This window comes from Pontibacter fetidus, from assembly GCF_010119545.1.
GTDB lineage: Bacteria > Bacteroidota > Bacteroidia > Cytophagales > Hymenobacteraceae > Pontibacter > Pontibacter fetidus.
The window spans coordinates 14,353-32,461 of sequence record NZ_JAAEAA010000025.1; the positions used below are offsets into that span (position 1 = coordinate 14,353).

Annotated in this window: 10 protein-coding genes and 1 pseudogene; 9 read left to right on the forward strand and 2 right to left on the reverse strand. The window is 42.4% G+C overall.

The features are described from left to right. Positions 1-417 precede the first annotated feature (417 nt). From GWO68_RS15675 to GWO68_RS15715, 9 genes and pseudogenes are all read left to right on the forward strand, one after another. On the forward strand, positions 418-1,497 hold the full coding sequence (locus tag GWO68_RS15675) for a replication initiation protein (RefSeq protein WP_162347417.1): 1,080 nt from the start codon (positions 418-420) through the stop codon (positions 1,495-1,497). A gap of 522 nt (positions 1,498-2,019) precedes the next feature. Then, complete coding sequence (locus tag GWO68_RS15680) at positions 2,020-2,778, forward strand: ParA family protein (RefSeq protein ID WP_162347418.1); 759 nt, start codon at positions 2,020-2,022, stop codon at positions 2,776-2,778. A gap of 62 nt (positions 2,779-2,840) precedes the next feature. Continuing rightward, the gene (locus tag GWO68_RS15685; RefSeq protein ID WP_162347419.1) at positions 2,841-3,125 is read left to right on the forward strand and encodes a hypothetical protein; all 285 of its coding nucleotides are present in this window, start codon (positions 2,841-2,843) and stop codon (positions 3,123-3,125) included. Continuing rightward, positions 3,126-3,452, forward strand: a complete 327-nt coding sequence (locus GWO68_RS15690) for a GIY-YIG nuclease family protein (protein ID WP_162347420.1) — start codon at positions 3,126-3,128, stop codon at positions 3,450-3,452. A gap of 704 nt (positions 3,453-4,156) precedes the next feature. Continuing rightward, on the forward strand, positions 4,157-8,128 hold the full coding sequence (locus GWO68_RS15695) for a hypothetical protein (protein ID WP_162347421.1): 3,972 nt from the start codon (positions 4,157-4,159) through the stop codon (positions 8,126-8,128). Positions 8,129-8,157: 29 nt separating this feature from the next. Continuing rightward, on the forward strand, positions 8,158-13,875 hold the full coding sequence (locus GWO68_RS15700) for a DUF6443 domain-containing protein (protein ID WP_202923787.1): 5,718 nt from the start codon (positions 8,158-8,160) through the stop codon (positions 13,873-13,875). Positions 13,876-13,885: 10 nt separating this feature from the next. Then, positions 13,886-14,452, forward strand: a complete 567-nt coding sequence (locus tag GWO68_RS15705; RefSeq protein WP_162347422.1) for a hypothetical protein — start codon at positions 13,886-13,888, stop codon at positions 14,450-14,452. 395 nt (positions 14,453-14,847) lie between these two features. Then, positions 14,848-15,750: pseudogene (locus GWO68_RS15710) on the forward strand (RHS repeat-associated core domain-containing protein); the annotation flags it as partial. Next, a complete protein-coding gene (locus tag GWO68_RS15715; protein ID WP_162347423.1) occupies positions 15,750-16,160 on the forward strand; it encodes a hypothetical protein in 411 nt (136 codons plus the stop codon). The pseudogene GWO68_RS15710 and the gene GWO68_RS15715, both read left to right, overlap by 1 nt. A 368-nt stretch (positions 16,161-16,528) precedes the next feature. Here the strand turns inward: GWO68_RS15715 and GWO68_RS15720 are convergent, their stop codons facing one another. After that, positions 16,529-17,665: a transposase gene (locus tag GWO68_RS15720; protein WP_317164536.1), complete on the reverse strand. Its 1,137-nt coding sequence runs from the start codon at positions 17,663-17,665 to the stop codon at positions 16,529-16,531. Between the two features lie 6 nt (positions 17,666-17,671). Beyond that, on the reverse strand, positions 17,672-18,064 hold the full coding sequence (locus GWO68_RS17865; RefSeq protein WP_235942099.1) for a transposase: 393 nt from the start codon (positions 18,062-18,064) through the stop codon (positions 17,672-17,674). Positions 18,065-18,109 lie beyond the last annotated feature (45 nt).

Below are 18,109 nucleotides of genomic sequence, written 5' to 3' on the forward strand. Positions count from 1 at the left end.
ATAGAGGCATATATGTACAAAATCCCACAAAAGCTGATCTCTTTATTCCTTGTAAAGCATCAAAATGACCTCATTTATGGCCTTTTTTAATGTTTTTAATCTAAAAAAGAATGGAAAATCTATTTTTTTTATTCTTTATTCTTTTTCTTATTTATTATTAAAGAGGACATAAGTACTTAAAAGTAAGTCTATTATGAGCTAATATATGTACAAAATCCCACCTTTACGTGTACAAATTCCCACTTTTACATGTACACTTACCCACTTTTGTATGTACACTTACCCACTTTTACATGTACAGATTCCCATTATGTGTACAAAATCCCACCCAAAAGGTATTTAAGGGTTTAAATCTTTGTAATTATATGTACAAACAAAATAATTTATACATATATTTAAGAAAAGATATGAAAACTCATGAGTGAATTATTAAATACACCTGTTAAGCAGCCGAACAAGATAGTTACGCAACATAACAATTTAATTAATAGTCATTTTGACATCCCAACTGTTCAGTTACGAGCATTTATTTATGCATTAGGCCATATTCATAAGGATGACAAAGAACTCACTCATGTAAAAATACCTATATCTGCTCTTTATACATCTAAAGGCGGTAAGAACTTTAAACAAGTAGCTAAGTTAGCGTCTGATTTACAGGAGATAAAATTCAAAATTGAGAATTTGGGTGCTGATAAGAATGGTCAAGTTAAAAGAACTTTTGCCAGTATGGTTATTTTCCCAACTGTTACTTATACTCAAGATAGTAAATACATAGTAACTAAAATTAACAATGACCTTGCACCTTACTTGCTTGATTTAAAGGGAAATTATACCCAAGCAGAACTTGAACAGCTTCTGGGCCTTAAAACAATCCAGGCTTACAGGATTTACATGCTAATAAAGCAAGGTCAATTCAAAGACAAGCCCACTACTATCTCCTATAGAGAGCTTCGTTTGATGTTAGGTCTTGATATAGAATTGAGTGACGAAGAAGCTAGAAAGCTAGGATTACCTGAGGGAGAGACTGTACAGGTTATCAAGTATCCACTTTTTGCTGAATTTAAGCGTAGGATTTTAGATGCTGCCAAAGAAGATTTAAAGGATACAGACATGGCTTTTGATTACAAGATTAACAAAAGAGGTCGGAATGCAGATTCTATTACTTTTTCATTAATTAAAACTATTAGAATACAATCACCTGAATCTGGGAGGTCAAGTAAGTTAGAAGCTTCTTTAATTCAACAAGAGCTTTTCTTCTCCCCTACTCCGAACCCAGCTATAGATAAAGTGACAAGAAATGCAATTCGTATTATGAAAGAGAAATACTCTTTCTCAGACGAGTTGATTGATAGATATATCCGACTCTTAGATCCAGTTGTTATTACAAAAGCTAACAATTGGTTTTCAACAAATAAGGGGACCTTGAGCTTTACTTCTGAAAGTGAATGGTTTTCTAAACATTTAGAAAATAAAATAGAAAAGAACAAACGTTAGTTATAAAGCATCATATAAATGTTTTATTCATTGTTAATACTTTATTAACTATTTGCAAAGGTGCGTTTTTTAATAATGTGTGCAATGTTAATACTGTTAATAACCTTAATAATTTAGCTTTAGTTAAAATGTATTTTTGGCCATAGATATAATCTGGTGTTAGTTCCTCTACTTCCATCAACTTAATATTCATGAATAGTAGTATTGTCCATCATAGTTTTAATATTAGATACTGCCATACCTAATAAATCTGATAAACTAGTTAGCAAATTTGGCCCATGGAGGATATTGAGTAAATCTTAAGATCTTCCATGAGCCAAATGCATGATATAGTTATGCAATTAAATATTGATCTACTCTGCTTCATTTATTCTTTGCCCAATATCATCAATATATGATATATTTATTAATAGTTAATAAAATTAATAAATTACCAATTATGAATAATTTGCTAATATTAAATAATGTTAATATAATTACGTGATTATTTAAATTATTAACTTTTAATACTTACTGAATGTCATGGCAAAAGTTCTTTCTATTGTAAACGCAAAAGGTGGAGTAGCCAAAACTACAAGCACACAGAGTATAGGATTTGCATTAAAGGAGATGGGTAAGAAAGTTCTTTTAGTAGATCTGGATGCACAAGCTAACCTAACAACCTCAGTTGGAATATCGCCCAAGGAAGATCTAAACATATCTGATGCTCTTCTTGATAATTGTAAAATTACAGACGTAATTAAATGGGTAAATGGAGTAGACATCGCTTATTCAGGGCATTCTCTTATTTCTAGAGAAAATGCTGTAGCGCATTCAGTAGCTGGTGCGGCAAAACTTAGATCAATTTTGAAAAAGGTTAAAGAGAAATATGATTTTGTAATCATTGATTGCCCACCTTCTTTGGGTATCTATACAGTAAATGCTTTAATAGCTTCAGATAAGGTTTACATTCCTATGGTTGCTGAGCCTTTTGCCTGGAATGGATTAGATAAGATGCTTGAAACAATTGATATAATAGTCGAAGAGGAGCTAAATCCAAAGTTAGAACTTGGAGGTTTGTTCTTTACAAATCACTCTAAAAATGCACAAACTATACTAGGGAAAACAATTGTACAGGAAGCACAGCAACAGTTAGGAGATAAGGTGATGAAGACTTCTATACGAACAAATGTAGCACTGCATGAATGTTTAGTTATGAACCAAGATGTGTTCTCTTATGCTCCAGACTCTAATGGGGCAAAAGATTATAAAGAATTAACTGAAGAAATTATTAATAGTTAATACTTTATTTAATATTAATAAATTATTAATTTTATTAATTACATAGAGTATAGTCAAGAATCATGGCAAATAAAGAGACGAAGAGATTTGATAATGTTTTAGGGAAGCTACATGGATCAAAGCCTTCTGAGACAACTATAAATACATCAAAAGCAGAAAAAACTATAACTGTTCCATCGAAAAAAAAGAAGGAATCAAATAGAAAGCGAATTACTTTCTTCGTTGATGAAGTTTTAGAAGATTATATTGACAAAGGTACATTGCATGAAATGTATAGAAGCAAATCAGACTTTGTTGAATATATCTTAAAGGAATACTTTAAGGGGAAACCTTATCTAAAAAAATAGATGATTTTAGAAGGCCTCAAAACCTATAGTAGGAAAGAGGTGCTAAAGGCATTTAAGCACCTGCGGTACGTTCGTGATAACAACACATATTTTCTTTATCTCATCTTTGAAGGTAATGCCTGTGTTTATGTAGGAGAGACAAGTAACATCTTCTGGCGCATGGCCAAGCACAAAGCAAAATGTAGCGACAGTTCGCAGATATACTTAAGAGAGTATACAAGCAAAGAAGAGGTTCTCCGCTTAGAAAAGCATTTCATCTGGATGCTCAAACCAAAGTTCAACAACCGCTATTGCCTGGAAGGACAATTAGAACTCTTTGCTGCATAAGGGTAGGGGAGGGGCTATATCTATTATTTTGTGAGGCGCTACTGAAAGGATAGCGCCTCTTTTGTTTTCTCTCTATTTCGAACCAGATAGAGGATTTAGTCTGGTTTTTAGCCTGGCTTATAAGTAAGCTTATGTTAAAAACAAGAGAAGGGCTTAGACTTGAAACCTTTTGCCAGATTAGCATAAAGCCTGTTATGGATCAGCTTAGATGATTAAATCTTGATGAAGTCCTAACAGAGGGTGTTTTAATATATCCTTAGAAAAGCTATTCCGCTTCTTAAACAATTAAATTTCAATGTTTAGATGCAACACTCCTTATTCAGCCCGTCTGAGTCCTAAACCAAGACATATTAAGTAGTTTAAACAGGATCCCCATCCTTCAGTTGGACTTCATAAAACACAATCAGTCTGTGAAGTTTTGAAAAATATTTTTTGTCCTGTTTTTTTCAGCCCTAGGACTTACAAAAGATGCTCCCCAAGGCATTTTATCAATTCAAGGGGTGGGAAACTGCTCTAACCAGTTGCTATCAAAAAGGGTAGGTTAGTACATTTCCATTTCCTATTTTGAACTATTCTAATGGTTATTTTCTTTCCTAACAAAAATTTAGCTGTAAGTGGTCCCAGATACGCAGTTTAAATGTGCTTCTGGACAGGATCTACTTATGCCTTATACGCAGGAATACATCATAAATTAATAATACGATATGAAAATAACTTTACCCTTATTGGTATTTCTTCTTATTTTTTTCAATTCTCTTGGGCAAAGTGTTGCACAAAACGAGGCATATGATGCTGGGTATAACAACTTTGTTCCTCCTTCGCCTACGGCTTATGAACTTGGAAAGTACGGTCAAATACCCGTCAGTTTGTCCACTGGTACACCCAATATCAGTGTTCCGCTTCATACCTTTTCCACGTCTAATTTACAACTCCCTGTTTCCCTTAGCTACAACTCTAATGGCATTAAAGTAGACCAGGTAGCTTCCTGGGTAGGACTCGGCTGGTCCCTAAATGCAGGAGGTGTTGTAACCAGGATTGTTCGTGACAGACCCGATGAAGACAACAGTTTCCCTTATCCTGAGAAGCTTTCTTCAAATGATATATATAGTATCAAATACATGGAAAAGGCTATGAACGAACAGACGTTTGATTCAGAGCCAGATTTATTTTCCTTCAATTTTATGGGCTATACGGGCAAGTTCCTCTTTGACAGAAATGGCCAGGTACGGGTAATGCCCCACCAAAATATCAGAGTTGAGCGCATGAGAAGTACCCAAGAAGATCGGGTTGTGGTCACTACGCCGGATGGAATTAAATATTATTTCGGGGGGACTGGGGCCACAGAGTATACAAAGCAGATGGGTTACTGTACTCTGAACCGGGATCGCGCTATACAAACAGCCTGGTATCTAACGAAAATAGTGCACCCTAAAGGAGATGAAATAGACTTAGAATATACTTCCTACACCTATTCCTATATCGCAGGCGTCAACCAGACGGTAACCAAGAACCTGCAAACCCTGAATGAATGTACCGAGTGCCCTGTCGTCAATACCCTAGATTCATGTTCCGGGATGGTCGTCATGGAAGGTGTGGTGCTTTCGCGGATTAAAGCCAAGAACTTCGGGGAAATTCAATTTCAGGCCAGTGACGATCGATTAGATATTATTAGAGAAAAAAAGCTAAACGCGCTGGTCATTTTAAAGCCAAATGGACAACCGCTGCGAAGGTTTGATTTTGTTCATCAATATGCTCAAAAGAGACTCTTCTTGAAAGAAGTGGTTGAGAAAGATGTAGCCAATAAGCAAAACCAGGTGTATAGTTTTGAATACAACCAACTAGATAAGATGCCCGCGATGCTATCTTTCGATCAGGATCACTGGGGCTTTTACAACGGAGCAGCAAACAAATATTTTGTACCAACCAACACAGGTGTAACCGATTTTTACGGTAGGCTTTTGTTTACGGGTGTTGGCGGAAGTGGCAACCGGGAACCCAATAGCGCATTTTCTGGGATCGGGTTACTGCAGAAAATTACCTACCCCACTGGCGGACATAATGCGTTTACCTATGAAGCCAATACCTATTACAGTTGGGAAATGCATTGCCCGGATTATAGGGAATTTGAGCTCTTAACACCAGCTAGCCGGACAGAAGAAGTGGTGACCCAAACACAGGATGTAGTTATTTACAGCGATGAAATCACGCTTAATTATTTTGTAGAAGAGAATGATGATACCGTTAGCCACCGGGAGCTAGAGTTCATAAGTGTTAAAGTAACAGATAAACTAACGGGTGAAGTTAAATATAATGAAGCCCTCTCTTCCGGTAATGAAGTTAGTGCCGTTCTAAAACTAATAAGTGGTAACACCTATACCATCTCGCTAATCTCTCATGGATATGAAGTGTATGCAGGTGTTAATTTTGGCTACTGTGCGGCGCCTCCTTATCAGGTTTACCGCAATTTCGAGACAGGGGGCTTGCGCATTAAAGAAGTGACTGCCACTGATCCGGTTGTGGGTAACAGTCAGCTAACCCGTTATCATTATGGGAAGCTAGACAGTCTGAATGCATCCTCTGGAGTCATAGGCTATTCACCAGAGTATTTTTCTACTTATGCCAGACCTGAACTTTGTCCAGTAGATAATGGTGCTTCTACCTCAAATGGCCCTTCCTATATCTCTTGTTATGAAAATGCTTGTAACTATGGTGTGTTACATTCCAATAGCCAAAATGCCCTTTTCAATACCTCGGGGCAACATATAACCTACCAGTATGTAACCGTAAGTTATGGCCAAGATTTTGAAAACGGGGGAGAGGAGCACCGCTTCCTGGTAAGCGAAGATGTGCCCGGCGAAGCGATATATGGTAATCCTATTGCAAGTGCGCCCTATTCGAACACAGCGTGGGAAAATGGCTTGGAAGATAGAGTGCTGATAGTTAAGAAAGGTCCAGATAACACCTTTATTACGTTGCAGGAAACTACCCAAGAGTATGCAAAGGATATACGGAATGAGCATAGAGTGAAAGCCATCGTAGCAAAGAAGAAAATGCTGACAGATTGCGTCACCAATGCCACATTTACCTGTGATGGGACCGCGAACAGCCTTTACAGATGGCAATGCACTGCGGATCATGAGCATACCTATGCCGTGTCTTGGTTTTGGGAAGGGTGGAAATGTGTCTCTTACTATAAAAGTTTGACAGAAATAGTACCACCCCATAACGTTTGGACAAAATATTGGACTTCGCCATGTGAAGGAAAAGCGGCCGGTGAGACTATTATCATGGGTAATGTGATGGATAACTGGGATGTAACCGAATATGAGAATAATACTTACTGGCATTACCTGGCATCCACTATAACCAAACAATACGATGATAATGGGCAAAACCCTGTCGTAAACACTATTAAATATTATTACGATAATCCTGTACATAGTCAGTTGACCCGAACCGTAGCCACTTCCAGTGCCGGTGATACGCTTACTAGCTGGATTGCCTATCCCGATGATTACGATAGTATTGACTTTATCCCATCCCTGAAAGAAAAACATATAGTATCGGTACCAATCAAGACAATCAACACGGTAAACGATAACCAGGTGGCCGGTCAGGTGTTAGCGTATAATGCTGTAGGCCAAGTCACACAAGCCTACGCTTACGAAAGTAGTACACTGAAACAAGCGACACCGCATTCGCCTGCTCTGCTTATTCCTTCAACGGACTATAAGCATAAGGCTAGCCTTGGGTACTCCTCTAAAAACAGAATACAGGAATCTATCGGAGCAGATGGCATCCGTCACAGCTATATCTGGGGGTATGATGACACGCAGCTCATGGCCCATGTCCAGGATGCTGCCCCCAACCAGGTTGCTTACACTGGTTTTGAGCTGTCTGGTACAGGGAACTGGATCATAGAAAAAAACAAGACACTACAACTGACATCCCAAAGCAGGCAAGTCTCTTTCCAAACCTACCGTACCCAGCAAGTCGATTTTACCAATTCCATGTCCCTTGGCACCGAGGGGAGCTTAGAACTGATCTTTACGAGCGAGGCTGGAGAAGAGGTGAGGACTACGGTGACGGACGCAAATAGCCACGGTACTGTGCAGCTGGTACCCGGTAGCTGGACTGCCCATATCGTAGGAAAAATAGTTACTATGGGAAGCATAGCATTGGATGTTCGCCTGATAGAAGAGACAGATTTGCCTAAGAGTTCAGAATACAAACTCGGAGCCCAAAGTCTGAACATGGCCCTTATAGACCATATTGCGAAGAAAGGCTTAACAGCGGGCAGTTATCAACTCCTCTACTGGAAAAAGAACGGAGCAGTCATCGCCAAGTTAAATGGGCAACTGCTACCTGAGACAGTGCTGAAAACGGATGCGGATGGGTGGGAATTGGCGCGCATTACGCTTCCTGTCGCTCAGGCAACAGACGAGTTGCTCCTAAACGGAACAGGCCTTCTGGACGAGTTGAAATTATTCCCGGTCGACGCCTTTATGACAACCTATACCTATGAGCCCGGATTAGGACTGACTTCTAAGACGGATCCAAATCAGGTAACCGAATATTACGAGTACGATAGCTTCGGACGCATGAAGGGGATTAAAGACGACCAGCGCAATGTCTTGAAATCTTACCAGTATCATTACCAAACCAGACAGCAATAAGGACTAAAACAAATTATTACCCTTAATTTATGGAAAACCTCTACTTACGAAAGCAGCTAAGGCATGTCCTGTTGGTTGTCGCTTTTCTGGTGCTAGTCCCATTATCTGGCTACTCCCAAGAGAATAAAAAAGAAACTGAAATAAAGAAGGAAAGTGATGTAACAATGAATGCCATCATTCCTCCGGGTGGTGGCGACACCCCCATGTGTGATGCGGCGTACCTGACGCGCGTGAGCCAGGGTTGTACCAATGCAGTCCTGCAGGCTTCCCCGCCGGAAGGCTGTAGTACTATGACCTTCACCCTGTATGGTCCTTCCGGATTCACAAATAACGGCGGAGGCAAATATACGGTCACACAGAACGGGAACTATTATGTGGTAGGACAGGGCCCGGAAGGGAGCTTTACCAGCAATACGGTGACGGTGACCAGCATTCAGCCGGTTGCCTATACAGTGACGGGTGGAGGGAGTTATTGCCAGGGGAGCAGTGGCGTGCAGGTAGGTCTGTCGGCCAGCCAATCGGGCATGAGCTATCAATTAAAACGGGATGGGAGCAATGTTGGGGCTGCTGTAGCAGGATCGGGGACTGCTCTTACCTTTGGCAATCAAACCACTGCAGGTACTTACACCGTGGTGGCCACAAATACTTCCTCCAGTTGTGTCACGACAATGATAGGCAGCGCGCTAGTAACCGTAAAGCCTTTACCGACTGCGACCATCACGGCTACAGGGCCGTTAACCTTCTGCCAGGGAGGGAGCGTTACTTTGAACAGCAGCACTGCGACAGGGTATACTTACCAATGGCATAAAAATGGCGTAGCCCTTTCAGGGGTGACCTCTTCGAGCCTGCTAGTACAGGAGTCCGGATCTTATACGGTAACGACGACGCTTAACAATTGCTCGTCAACTTCATCAGCTGTCTCAGTAACAAAAAATGCGTTGCCAGCAGCCCCGAGTACACCTGTTATTTCAAGTACTTGCGGGAACAGTACCTTAACGCGCGGTACGCCGCCTTCCGGCATGACCTGGTATTGGCAGGGAACAAACGCGGCCGGAACAGACACGACGAAAACTAGTACGACCTATCCTGTTTCGACTAGCGGGACCTATTATATCAGGGGCCGAAGCTCGTCAAAGTGTTGGGGACCAGCAACAGGGGTATCGGTAACCGTAAATCAAATCCCAGTCAAGCCTTCGGTATCTTCTTCTGCGCGCATTGGACAAGGAAGTTTAACCTTGAGTGTGAATTCCCCAGTCACGGGGTATACCTACCGCTGGTATACGGCTGCTTCCGGAGGTACACCCGTGTTCACCGGTGCTACCTATACCCTGAACCTAAGTCAAACAATAACCTATTATGTGACCGCCGTCAGCCAGCAGGGCTGTGAGAGTACCAGTCGGTCGGCTTTTACAGGAACGGTACATCCCTGGCCAGAAGTGGTGGCAAGCGGCCCGCTGATCTTAGCGCCAGGAGAGAGCGTAACCCTTTCAACAAGCGCTACTTATGCTACCTATCAATGGCTAGCATCTGGTAGTGAACTGGCAGATAAAACGGCACAAACCTTGAAAGTCCGGGAGCCCGGAAGTTATACCGTGCGCGTAACAGCCCTGGATGCGGCGGAGAGCGCTACGTCCGAGGGGGTACAGGTGCTGCACGCAAGGGATGTGGTTGATATGAACTATGTCGTGGAAAACACGGTAACGGTACCAGGTGTGAAGAGTGCGGAAGAAGCAGATCTGTTAGCAGTAGGTTCGCTGGTACAGCAGATAAATTATTTTGATGGGCTGGGGCGTTCCCTACAAACAGTGCTTACCCAAGCAAGCCCTTTGAAGCAAGACATCGTCACGCCCTTGAGCTATGATGCATTTGGGCGTCCGGATACAACGTACTTGCCTTATGTGCAGGGGAAAGGTGGTGCCTTCCGCCCCCTAGCTATCGCTGAACAAAGTGCCTTCTACCGACCTGATGTATCAAATGTTAAAAACTATAGTACGGATAATAGGCCGTATGCCGTGCCCGAATATGAAGCCTCTCCCCTAAACCGGGTCTTAGAGCAAGGAGCACCAGGCGTCGCGTGGCAACCTATTGCAGGAGCGGCAACAGGCAAGACAATCAAGGCTGCCTGGCGTAGCAACCAGCCTGGTGAAGTGCGGCTTTGGAAGTATGATCAGACAAGCGATGCTTTTACAACAGCTGGATTTTACCCTGCCAATACCCTGCAGGTAACTGAAATACGCGATGAAGCGGATGCTTTGACTATGGAGTACAAGGACCTGCAGGGAAGAGTGGTGCTGAAAAAAGTACAGGAAATAGATAATCCGCAAAACGCGCAGGCCCAGGTAGGTTTTATGGTAACACAGTATATGTACGATGACCGGGGGCAACTGCGGGTAGTCATGCAGCCTGAAGGGAGTAAGAAAGTACCGGCCACTGGAACATGGTCCCCAACATCCTCTTTTGTAGAGACTTGGTGTTTCCGCTACAACTATGATGGCAAAGGCAGGTTGATTGAAAAGCAGGTGCCCGGAGCCGGAGCCGTGTTTATGGTCTACAATCAACGCGACCTACCGGTGCTCACGCAGGACAGTGTGCAGCGCGTGCGGGATGAGTGGAGCCTTACCAAGTACGACCGCGTAAACCGCCCTATCCTGACAGGGAAGCTGGTACTGGCAGGGAAAACCCGTGCTACCATTCAAAGTGAGCTGGACGCTTCAACGGAGACCATACACTTTGAAGGCCGGCTGACAAATGATCAGATTGGCTATACCCTAAATAATGCCTACCCTCGTGGCCTAACCGAAAAAAGCCTGCTTTCAGTTACCTATTACGATGACTATAATTATGCAGCACTTACTGGGTATGCCTTTGCGGCACAGCTAGGTCTTCCCGATGCGGCGGTGAACAAACAGTTGCGGGGACAAGTGACCGGCGCGCGCACGAAAGTGTTGCATACGAACCACTGGATCACCAGCGTAAACTACTACGATGAAAAGTACCGTGTACTCCAGTCCCTTTCGGATGGCTACCTGAATGGTCAAATCGTGTCAAAAGGAGAGCGCCTGACCACTAGCTATGACTTTAGTGGGAAACCTATCCAGACACTAGCCACGCATCAGGTACCGGCTAATGGTGGAAGTATGGCCAGAACACATACCGTGCTCGATAGTATGGCATATGACCACATGGGCCGACTGACGCAAACTTGGCAGCAAATCAATAACCAGCAGCAGGTACTGCTCTCGAGCCTTACCTATAACGAGCTAGGGCAGATGGTGGACAAGCAGCTGCATTCGCGGGATCAGGGATATACTTTCCTGCAGTCAGTAGACACGCGCTATAATATCCGGGGCTGGCTCACTTCAATCAACAACGAAAACCTGAACAATGACGGTGGTATTAAAAATGAAGATAGCGGGGTAGGAGAAGACTTGTTTGGGCTGGAACTTAGCTACAATATAGGCTTGCAACTGGGGGTATCCCCTGCGCAGTTCAATGGCAATATTTCGGAAATACGCTGGAAGAGCCTGAGTGATGGGGTGCAACGGGGCTATGGTTATAGTTATGATAAATCGGGCCGTCTGGTTAAAGGGACCTATCGGGCCAACATTGGTGCCGGGTGGAATGCTGAGCTCGACAATTATTCGGTAGAAATGCAACTCAAAGATGCTGCCGGCAATGTGATAGAAAGCGGCTATGATAGTAACGGGAACATCCGTCACCTCGCACGCCAGGGCCTGCTGCTGGGCAACCCGAATGATCAATTGGATCCAAGCAGGCAATTTGGACAAGTGGACAAACTAACTTACTCCTATATAGGTAACCGCCTGGTAGGCGTAGACGATGCTTCCCCTGCAGCTGGTTCTGCCGGTGATTTTCGGGACAATGGCAGCAAGTATGCTGTAGCTGGCACCGAGTACAGTTATGATGCAAACGGGAACCTCATTGCCGATAAAAATAAAGGGATTAGCCACATCCGCTACAATCTTCTGAATCTACCCGACAGTGTTGCTATCACGGGCAAAGGATATATCTTGTACCTTTATTCAGCAATTGGTGCAAAGCTGCGTAAAGAAGTCCATGAACAAGGTAAGCCGGTGGTCAGCACCGATTATGCCGGGTTGTTTGTGCACCAGGCCGATACCTTGTTTGCCCATACGCCAGAAGGGCGGGTATTGTACCAGCCTGAGGCAAGTGAGCCATGGCGGTATGAGTACCACTTGAAAGATCATTTAGGCAATCTGCGTGTTTCCTTTGCTGAAGAGACCAGTACTACCCAGCAAGCTACCATGGAGCCTATGATGGCAAGTACGGAGGAAAGCAATTTTGACAATGTCGCTGAAACCAGGCACCTGGATAGGGGCAGAGCAAGAACGGGTAGCCATGCGGCCCTTTTAAATGCAGGTAAAAATAAGCCGGTAGGCCCTAGCAAAAGAGTGCAGCTGCAACAAGGGGATTCGCTGCAGGTGGAAGTATATGGTATGTACGAGACGGTCAAAGAACAGGACCTAGCTTTTAGCTTGCTTTCCTGGCTGGCTGCCAGCGCTGTGGTAACCACTACTAATCCTGTTGGAGAAAGTAAAGCAAAACAAAACAAGTACTTGCCATACCTGGGGGTAGGGCTGGCGCTGGCTCCCCAAGTGCTACAAAAAGAAAAAGGTGTGCCCAAAGCCTATTTGCGCTATATTGTCTATGATAGTGATTCCAACTACGTGACAAGCGGTTATCAGGCTCTAGGCCGGGAAGGCAAAGGCAACTGGGAAAAGCTCGAACTAACTTATAAAGCCGAAAAAGATGGCTTTGCGGAAATGTATGTAGCCAATGAGTCAGGCAATGATGCGTGGATGGATGACTTGAGCATTACGGTCACCACGCCGATGCTGGTTCAGGAAAATCATTACGATCCGTGGGGATTGAACTTGGCTGGCCTCGAGCGGCAGAATACACCGGATCACTTGTTTCAGTATAATGGAAAAGAGAAGCAGACTGAGCTGGGGCTGAACTGGAGTGATTATGGGGCCAGAATGTATGATGCCCAACTCGGTAGGTGGCATGTCATAGATCCAATGGCAGAAAATCACTACGGATTCACCCCCTATAACTATGCCCTGAACAACCCACTTTTATTCACGGACCCTTTTGGTATGGACACACTTAGTGTTCATACAGAAAAGCCTATTAAGAAGAATGATGTACTTAAGTTAGATGATGGATCTGAAATACTAGTTAATACAGGAGAGGCAGTAATTACTGCTGAAGCCCCTAAGGAAGAAAGTCGTGATGTACTATCTACCTCAGGCCGTCACGCTGCCATCGATTTCAGTTTTTGGTTAAGAATGAAGCAAGCAGGCTTAAAGCAACTGGAAATGCTGGGCTTTCATAATGAACCTACTGAAGGTATTCCTCAATACATAGGTGGGAGCGGTCCTTCTCCTTCATTGGTTGGAGTAAGTCCTAAAGTATTGACACAGTTCTCGTCCAGTGTAATAGATGATGCAGTTGGGCTTTTGGTTAAAGATCCAAATAAGCTTAATCATCTTTTTCCTGCTAAACACAACCTTAGTTCATTAGTTAGCATGCTAGGAGGTAAAGAAAACACAATTAGAGCTGTATTGAATTCGGCTAATGGTAAGCTTCCTGCAACTGGAATATTTAAAGATGTTCCTGTTAATGTTGCCGGTCAAACTGTACTTATAAGAGGTAATGTTATCAATGGAGTTCCTCGTATCGGAACAATGTTTATTCCTTAATTATACTTAAATGAATTGGAAAGAAAAGTTAGCAGAAATAGAATGCCATTTTGGGCATCACGAGAAAAGAGATTGGCGCCCTACTATTGAATTGGTACAAAGATTTAGGATGGAGCAGCTAAGTAATGTAGAGTTACGAATACGGATAATATATTTGTTACACAATATCTTAGTTGAGGAAGAATATACACAAGAGGAACATGACTTAATCGCTAGCCTGTTAAAGTTAGAGTTTGCTGAATCTTACCAAAAGTTTTCAGATAATAGCGAGTATTTATTCTTCATTGGCAAAATTCTATATGTCGCTGAATGGTATTTTGGAATAGATGATGATACAAAACCATTAGAAGATAAGTTTGCCTTCAAAATGCAGAAGAAAGCTTTTGAAAAAGAACCCCATAATAAATTATATGAGTGGGCTTTTCTGTTTTCCAAAAATGATAAAGAAAAATCTTTCCTTCTAGCAAAGCAATTACTTTATAGTGATGCTAGTTGGTTGAATTGGCTTAAAGTTAAGGGATTTCCTGGGCTATATATTATTGAGGCACTAAAGTATTGTTATGAGAATTATAAATAGGCACTAATTTTTGTATTTTTTATTCTAACCCGATTTTGAAATCCAGTTACTCTGCTAAAAGCTTATATAAAAATTTATATTAAATCCCCGTGTGCTCACTCCATTTTATAGCAAAAGCCCTCTATACACAGATTGGGCTTTCGCTTTTTAACAGCAATTCTATAAAATTAGAGCTATCACAATATCTAATGTCAAAGGCAGGATAAGCGGTGTTCGTGCGCTCCTAACTTAGTTATGTCAGCTAACAAAGCAATACCTTCCTGTGACTTATTCATGCCGTGTAAGGTTTTAAATAGTTACTTGCCATTAACATGTTATAATAAATACACTATCTTCAGTATACAAGCTGCGCCAATCGGGTGTAGCATTGACTATAAGAGCACTACGATCCGTGGGGTCTGAACCTTGCGGGTATTGTAAGGCAGAATACGCCGGACCACCTGTTCCAGTATAATGGAAAGGAACGTCAGACCGAGCTGGGCTTGAACTGGAGTGACTATGGAGCCCGAATGTATGATGCTCAACTGGGTAGATGGCATGTCATAGATCCAATGGCAGACCAGATGAGAAGATATTCACCATATAACTATGCATTTAATAACCCGATTCGATTCATTGATCCTGATGGAATGGCACCTATAGATTGGGTCAAGTTAGGAAACGGAGCTATCAAATTTGATTCTAAAGTAACTAATCAGGAACAAGCTGTTAAAAAATATGGTGCAGGTTCTGTTAGCTTAGGGAAATCTGCGACTCTTATTAGTGAGAGCGGTGACCAAGTTACTTTAAATGATGATGGTACAGCTAGATCATCTGTATTATTATCTGAAGTAACAGTAACAGGAGAGAAAACTGATCCATCCTTAGCAGATATGACAACAGGAGTGAGCGACGCTATAGGCTTATCGAATGAAGCCCATGGTATTATATTAGGTGCTGCTCAATCCTTAGATAAAGCTGGTGATGCAGCAGGTGGCTTTAAAGCCGTCGGAAAAGTATTGGATGTTGTTGGTCAAGTTTCCGGCGTAACTAGTGCGATAAGTTCAACATCAAATGCAATAGATAATCCAACGGCTGGGAATATCTTGAAAGCTAGTTTAGACGTTTCTCTTGCTGTTTCTTCTTTTACAGGAGTTGGATTGTTGTCAAAGCCTCTCGTAGGTTTAGCTGACGGAGTTTTAGGGGCTACAGGAGTGAAAGATGCAGCTTTTAAGTACTTTGACACCAAAGTAGATAATTTTAAGTTTAATCAATTGCTTGATTCTCAAAATGTTGACACAAGTAAAATTAAATTATAATGAATTTTATAAATAAAATGATTGTTGCCCTTTATCAAAGGGAACAAATAAATATGCAGTATTCAGGTGGCACTGCAAGACTTTTCATAGCTAAATTAGTTTTTTGTCTTCTAATATGGATTTGGCTGCTACCAATTTTAGGGATTTTAGAAAACAATTTAAACTTAATTGAAATTAGTTTCGAAAAACCATCAACTAAATGGGGTTATGTTCCTATACTTATCATATTATATCTTGCTCTGCATTATTTTACATGGAAAGTTAAGGAAGTGGATGAGTTTATAGAAAATGAAGAAAATATTGAAAGTATAAAATCAGCTAAAAGGTTATTTTTTATTTTACTAGTAATAGGGTTTGTATTCTTGATAGCAGTTGCAAAGTACAATCAGGGGAACCCACTTTCAGATTAATATTTGCTCCATCAATTTTTTAAATTTATTCCTTGAGTTTATTATGCTAGAGTCCACTTGAAGAGGTGGGCTCTAGCTATTTTATTGACTGACTAAAAACTAAAAGTTGAAAGGATTGAACGATGTTACCTTACATCTTCAGGCACTAATGCATTGACGAAACCCATATTTATGGTTTTTGTATAAGATGTAAAATGCTGGCAGGATTAAGTAATAGCTGTCAACCCAGGGTAGGATTAACAGTGTAAACTGTCAACTTTTTTCAGGACGAGGCACAAGGACGAGGCACTAATCACTTTATCTCACAAAACCTCCGTGGCTGTTGCACAACTACTATTCTTATCATACGCTTTCAGCTTCTAAACTTACTAAACCAATAGCTTCACACTGGTTTCGGTAGTTTGCGTTGCATAGCGCAGTAAAAACATAAAAGGATTAGTTAAGATAGCTTCTTTTTCCAGTACCTGGGCCATGCTTACAGCTCTGGCTGGCTTACACTTCATGTACTTTTTGAGATTGAAGGCAACAGCTGCCAGCAGCATCACTTTGTGGGCTCCTGATTTTCCCAGCACGTTGATTTTGCGCAAGCCATAATGCTGCACAAGGCTTCCAAACACTGGCTCTATGGTGCTCTGGCGGAGTTTCTTCATGCGATCTCCTTGCCTGCTATGCTGTCTGGAGTAAGCCTGCTGGTATTGTTCGTCATAAGCGGTGCGGGTAATTTTGCGGCACCTGGTCTTAGGCGCACAGGTAGCTTTGCGAGGACATTGCCTACAATCACTGGGTACTGCCCAGTAATGCTTCAGTAACCTGCCGTCCGGCGTATGATCAAAGCTTTTGAATTGGAGCGCTTTTCCCATCGGGCAGCTGTACTGATCTGCTTTCTTATCATAGGGGAATCCATTGATCTCGGGCTTGTACATTCCAAAAACCGGTATCCAGGCAGTAATCCCCCGTAGTTCCAGAAAGTAATAGTTGGACCCATTCGAATACCCGGCATCAGCTAGCAGATCTTGCATCGATAGCCCATTGGTTAGGAGTCGGCTTTGCACCTGCCCAGTCAGGTTTGGCAGATACTGGCTATCACGGCCATCAGCAAAATCGGCCTGAATATGAGAGATCACCCCTTGTGCCGTATCAACTGCCATGCTGCAGTGGTAATTGAGTTTTCTGGCCTTTCCAGTCTTAACAGAGATGCGGGCATCGGGATCATGTGGGGCATAATGCGTTTTGTTGCTAACCAGCTGTGCCTTCTCATGACTTGCCCCTAAAGCGGTAGGAGCCCTTTTGAGATTTTGCTGATGCTTTTCCAGCTTCCTAAGTTGATGGGCAGGAGCTGTAATAAGTGGTAGCGGCTTTATGTTTTTAGGATATTGGACGTCATGTAGCGGAGTTGTCAGATATGGTTTTGCGGATTCCTGTGGCTGCTTTAACAGCAGCCTTTCCATCGAAGCGTTAGCCTTAATCGGGGCTGAATCGATTGCCTGCACACTACCCGACACCATGCCCTGCTATACGCACAGGCTGAAAACTTTGTCAAACAGAGTCTCAAACAGTTGTTCAGGGAATAGCTTTCGGGTTCGTGATACGGTGGAGTGCCAGGGTAGCGATTCGTCGAGCTGGTAGTCTAGAAAGTATAACAGGTCCAAACGGAGGCTACAGTGCTCGATCAGTTTGCGGTCTGATACGATGTTCTCCAGATAGCTTATCAGGCAGAGCTTAAAGAAGACGACCGGATCAATGCTTTGCTGGCCGCACTTGCCGTAGTAGGGAGCTGTTAATTCGTAGAGAAATGATAGGTCGATCCTGTCCTTGAGGCGCCGGTAAAAGTTATGTTCCGGCACATGAGCCGAAAGCGAAAAGAGCAATTGCCGCTCATCTTTAAAATTCTTCCTTCCCTGCATAGCACCTTAGAGTTAACCATTATTATTTAACGACTATATCTAAGT

Excerpts from the sequence above, each read along its gene's own strand:
- GWO68_RS15675 (WP_162347417.1), top strand. The coding sequence starts at position 418 with ATGAGTGAATTATTAAATACACCTGTTAAGCAGCCGAACAAGATAGTT.
- GWO68_RS15680 (WP_162347418.1), top strand. The coding sequence starts at position 2,020 with ATGGCAAAAGTTCTTTCTATTGTAAACGCAAAAGGTGGAGTAGCCAAA.
- GWO68_RS15685 (WP_162347419.1), top strand. The coding sequence starts at position 2,841 with ATGGCAAATAAAGAGACGAAGAGATTTGATAATGTTTTAGGGAAGCTA.
- GWO68_RS15690 (WP_162347420.1), top strand. The coding sequence starts at position 3,126 with ATGATTTTAGAAGGCCTCAAAACCTATAGTAGGAAAGAGGTGCTAAAG.
- GWO68_RS15695 (WP_162347421.1), top strand. The coding sequence starts at position 4,157 with ATGAAAATAACTTTACCCTTATTGGTATTTCTTCTTATTTTTTTCAAT.
- GWO68_RS15700 (WP_202923787.1), top strand. The coding sequence starts at position 8,158 with ATGGAAAACCTCTACTTACGAAAGCAGCTAAGGCATGTCCTGTTGGTT.
- GWO68_RS15705 (WP_162347422.1), top strand. The coding sequence starts at position 13,886 with ATGAATTGGAAAGAAAAGTTAGCAGAAATAGAATGCCATTTTGGGCAT.
- GWO68_RS15715 (WP_162347423.1), top strand. The coding sequence starts at position 15,750 with ATGAATTTTATAAATAAAATGATTGTTGCCCTTTATCAAAGGGAACAA.
- GWO68_RS15720 (WP_317164536.1), bottom strand. The coding sequence starts at position 17,665 with ATGGTGTCGGGTAGTGTGCAGGCAATCGATTCAGCCCCGATTAAGGCT.
- GWO68_RS17865 (WP_235942099.1), bottom strand. The coding sequence starts at position 18,064 with ATGCAGGGAAGGAAGAATTTTAAAGATGAGCGGCAATTGCTCTTTTCG.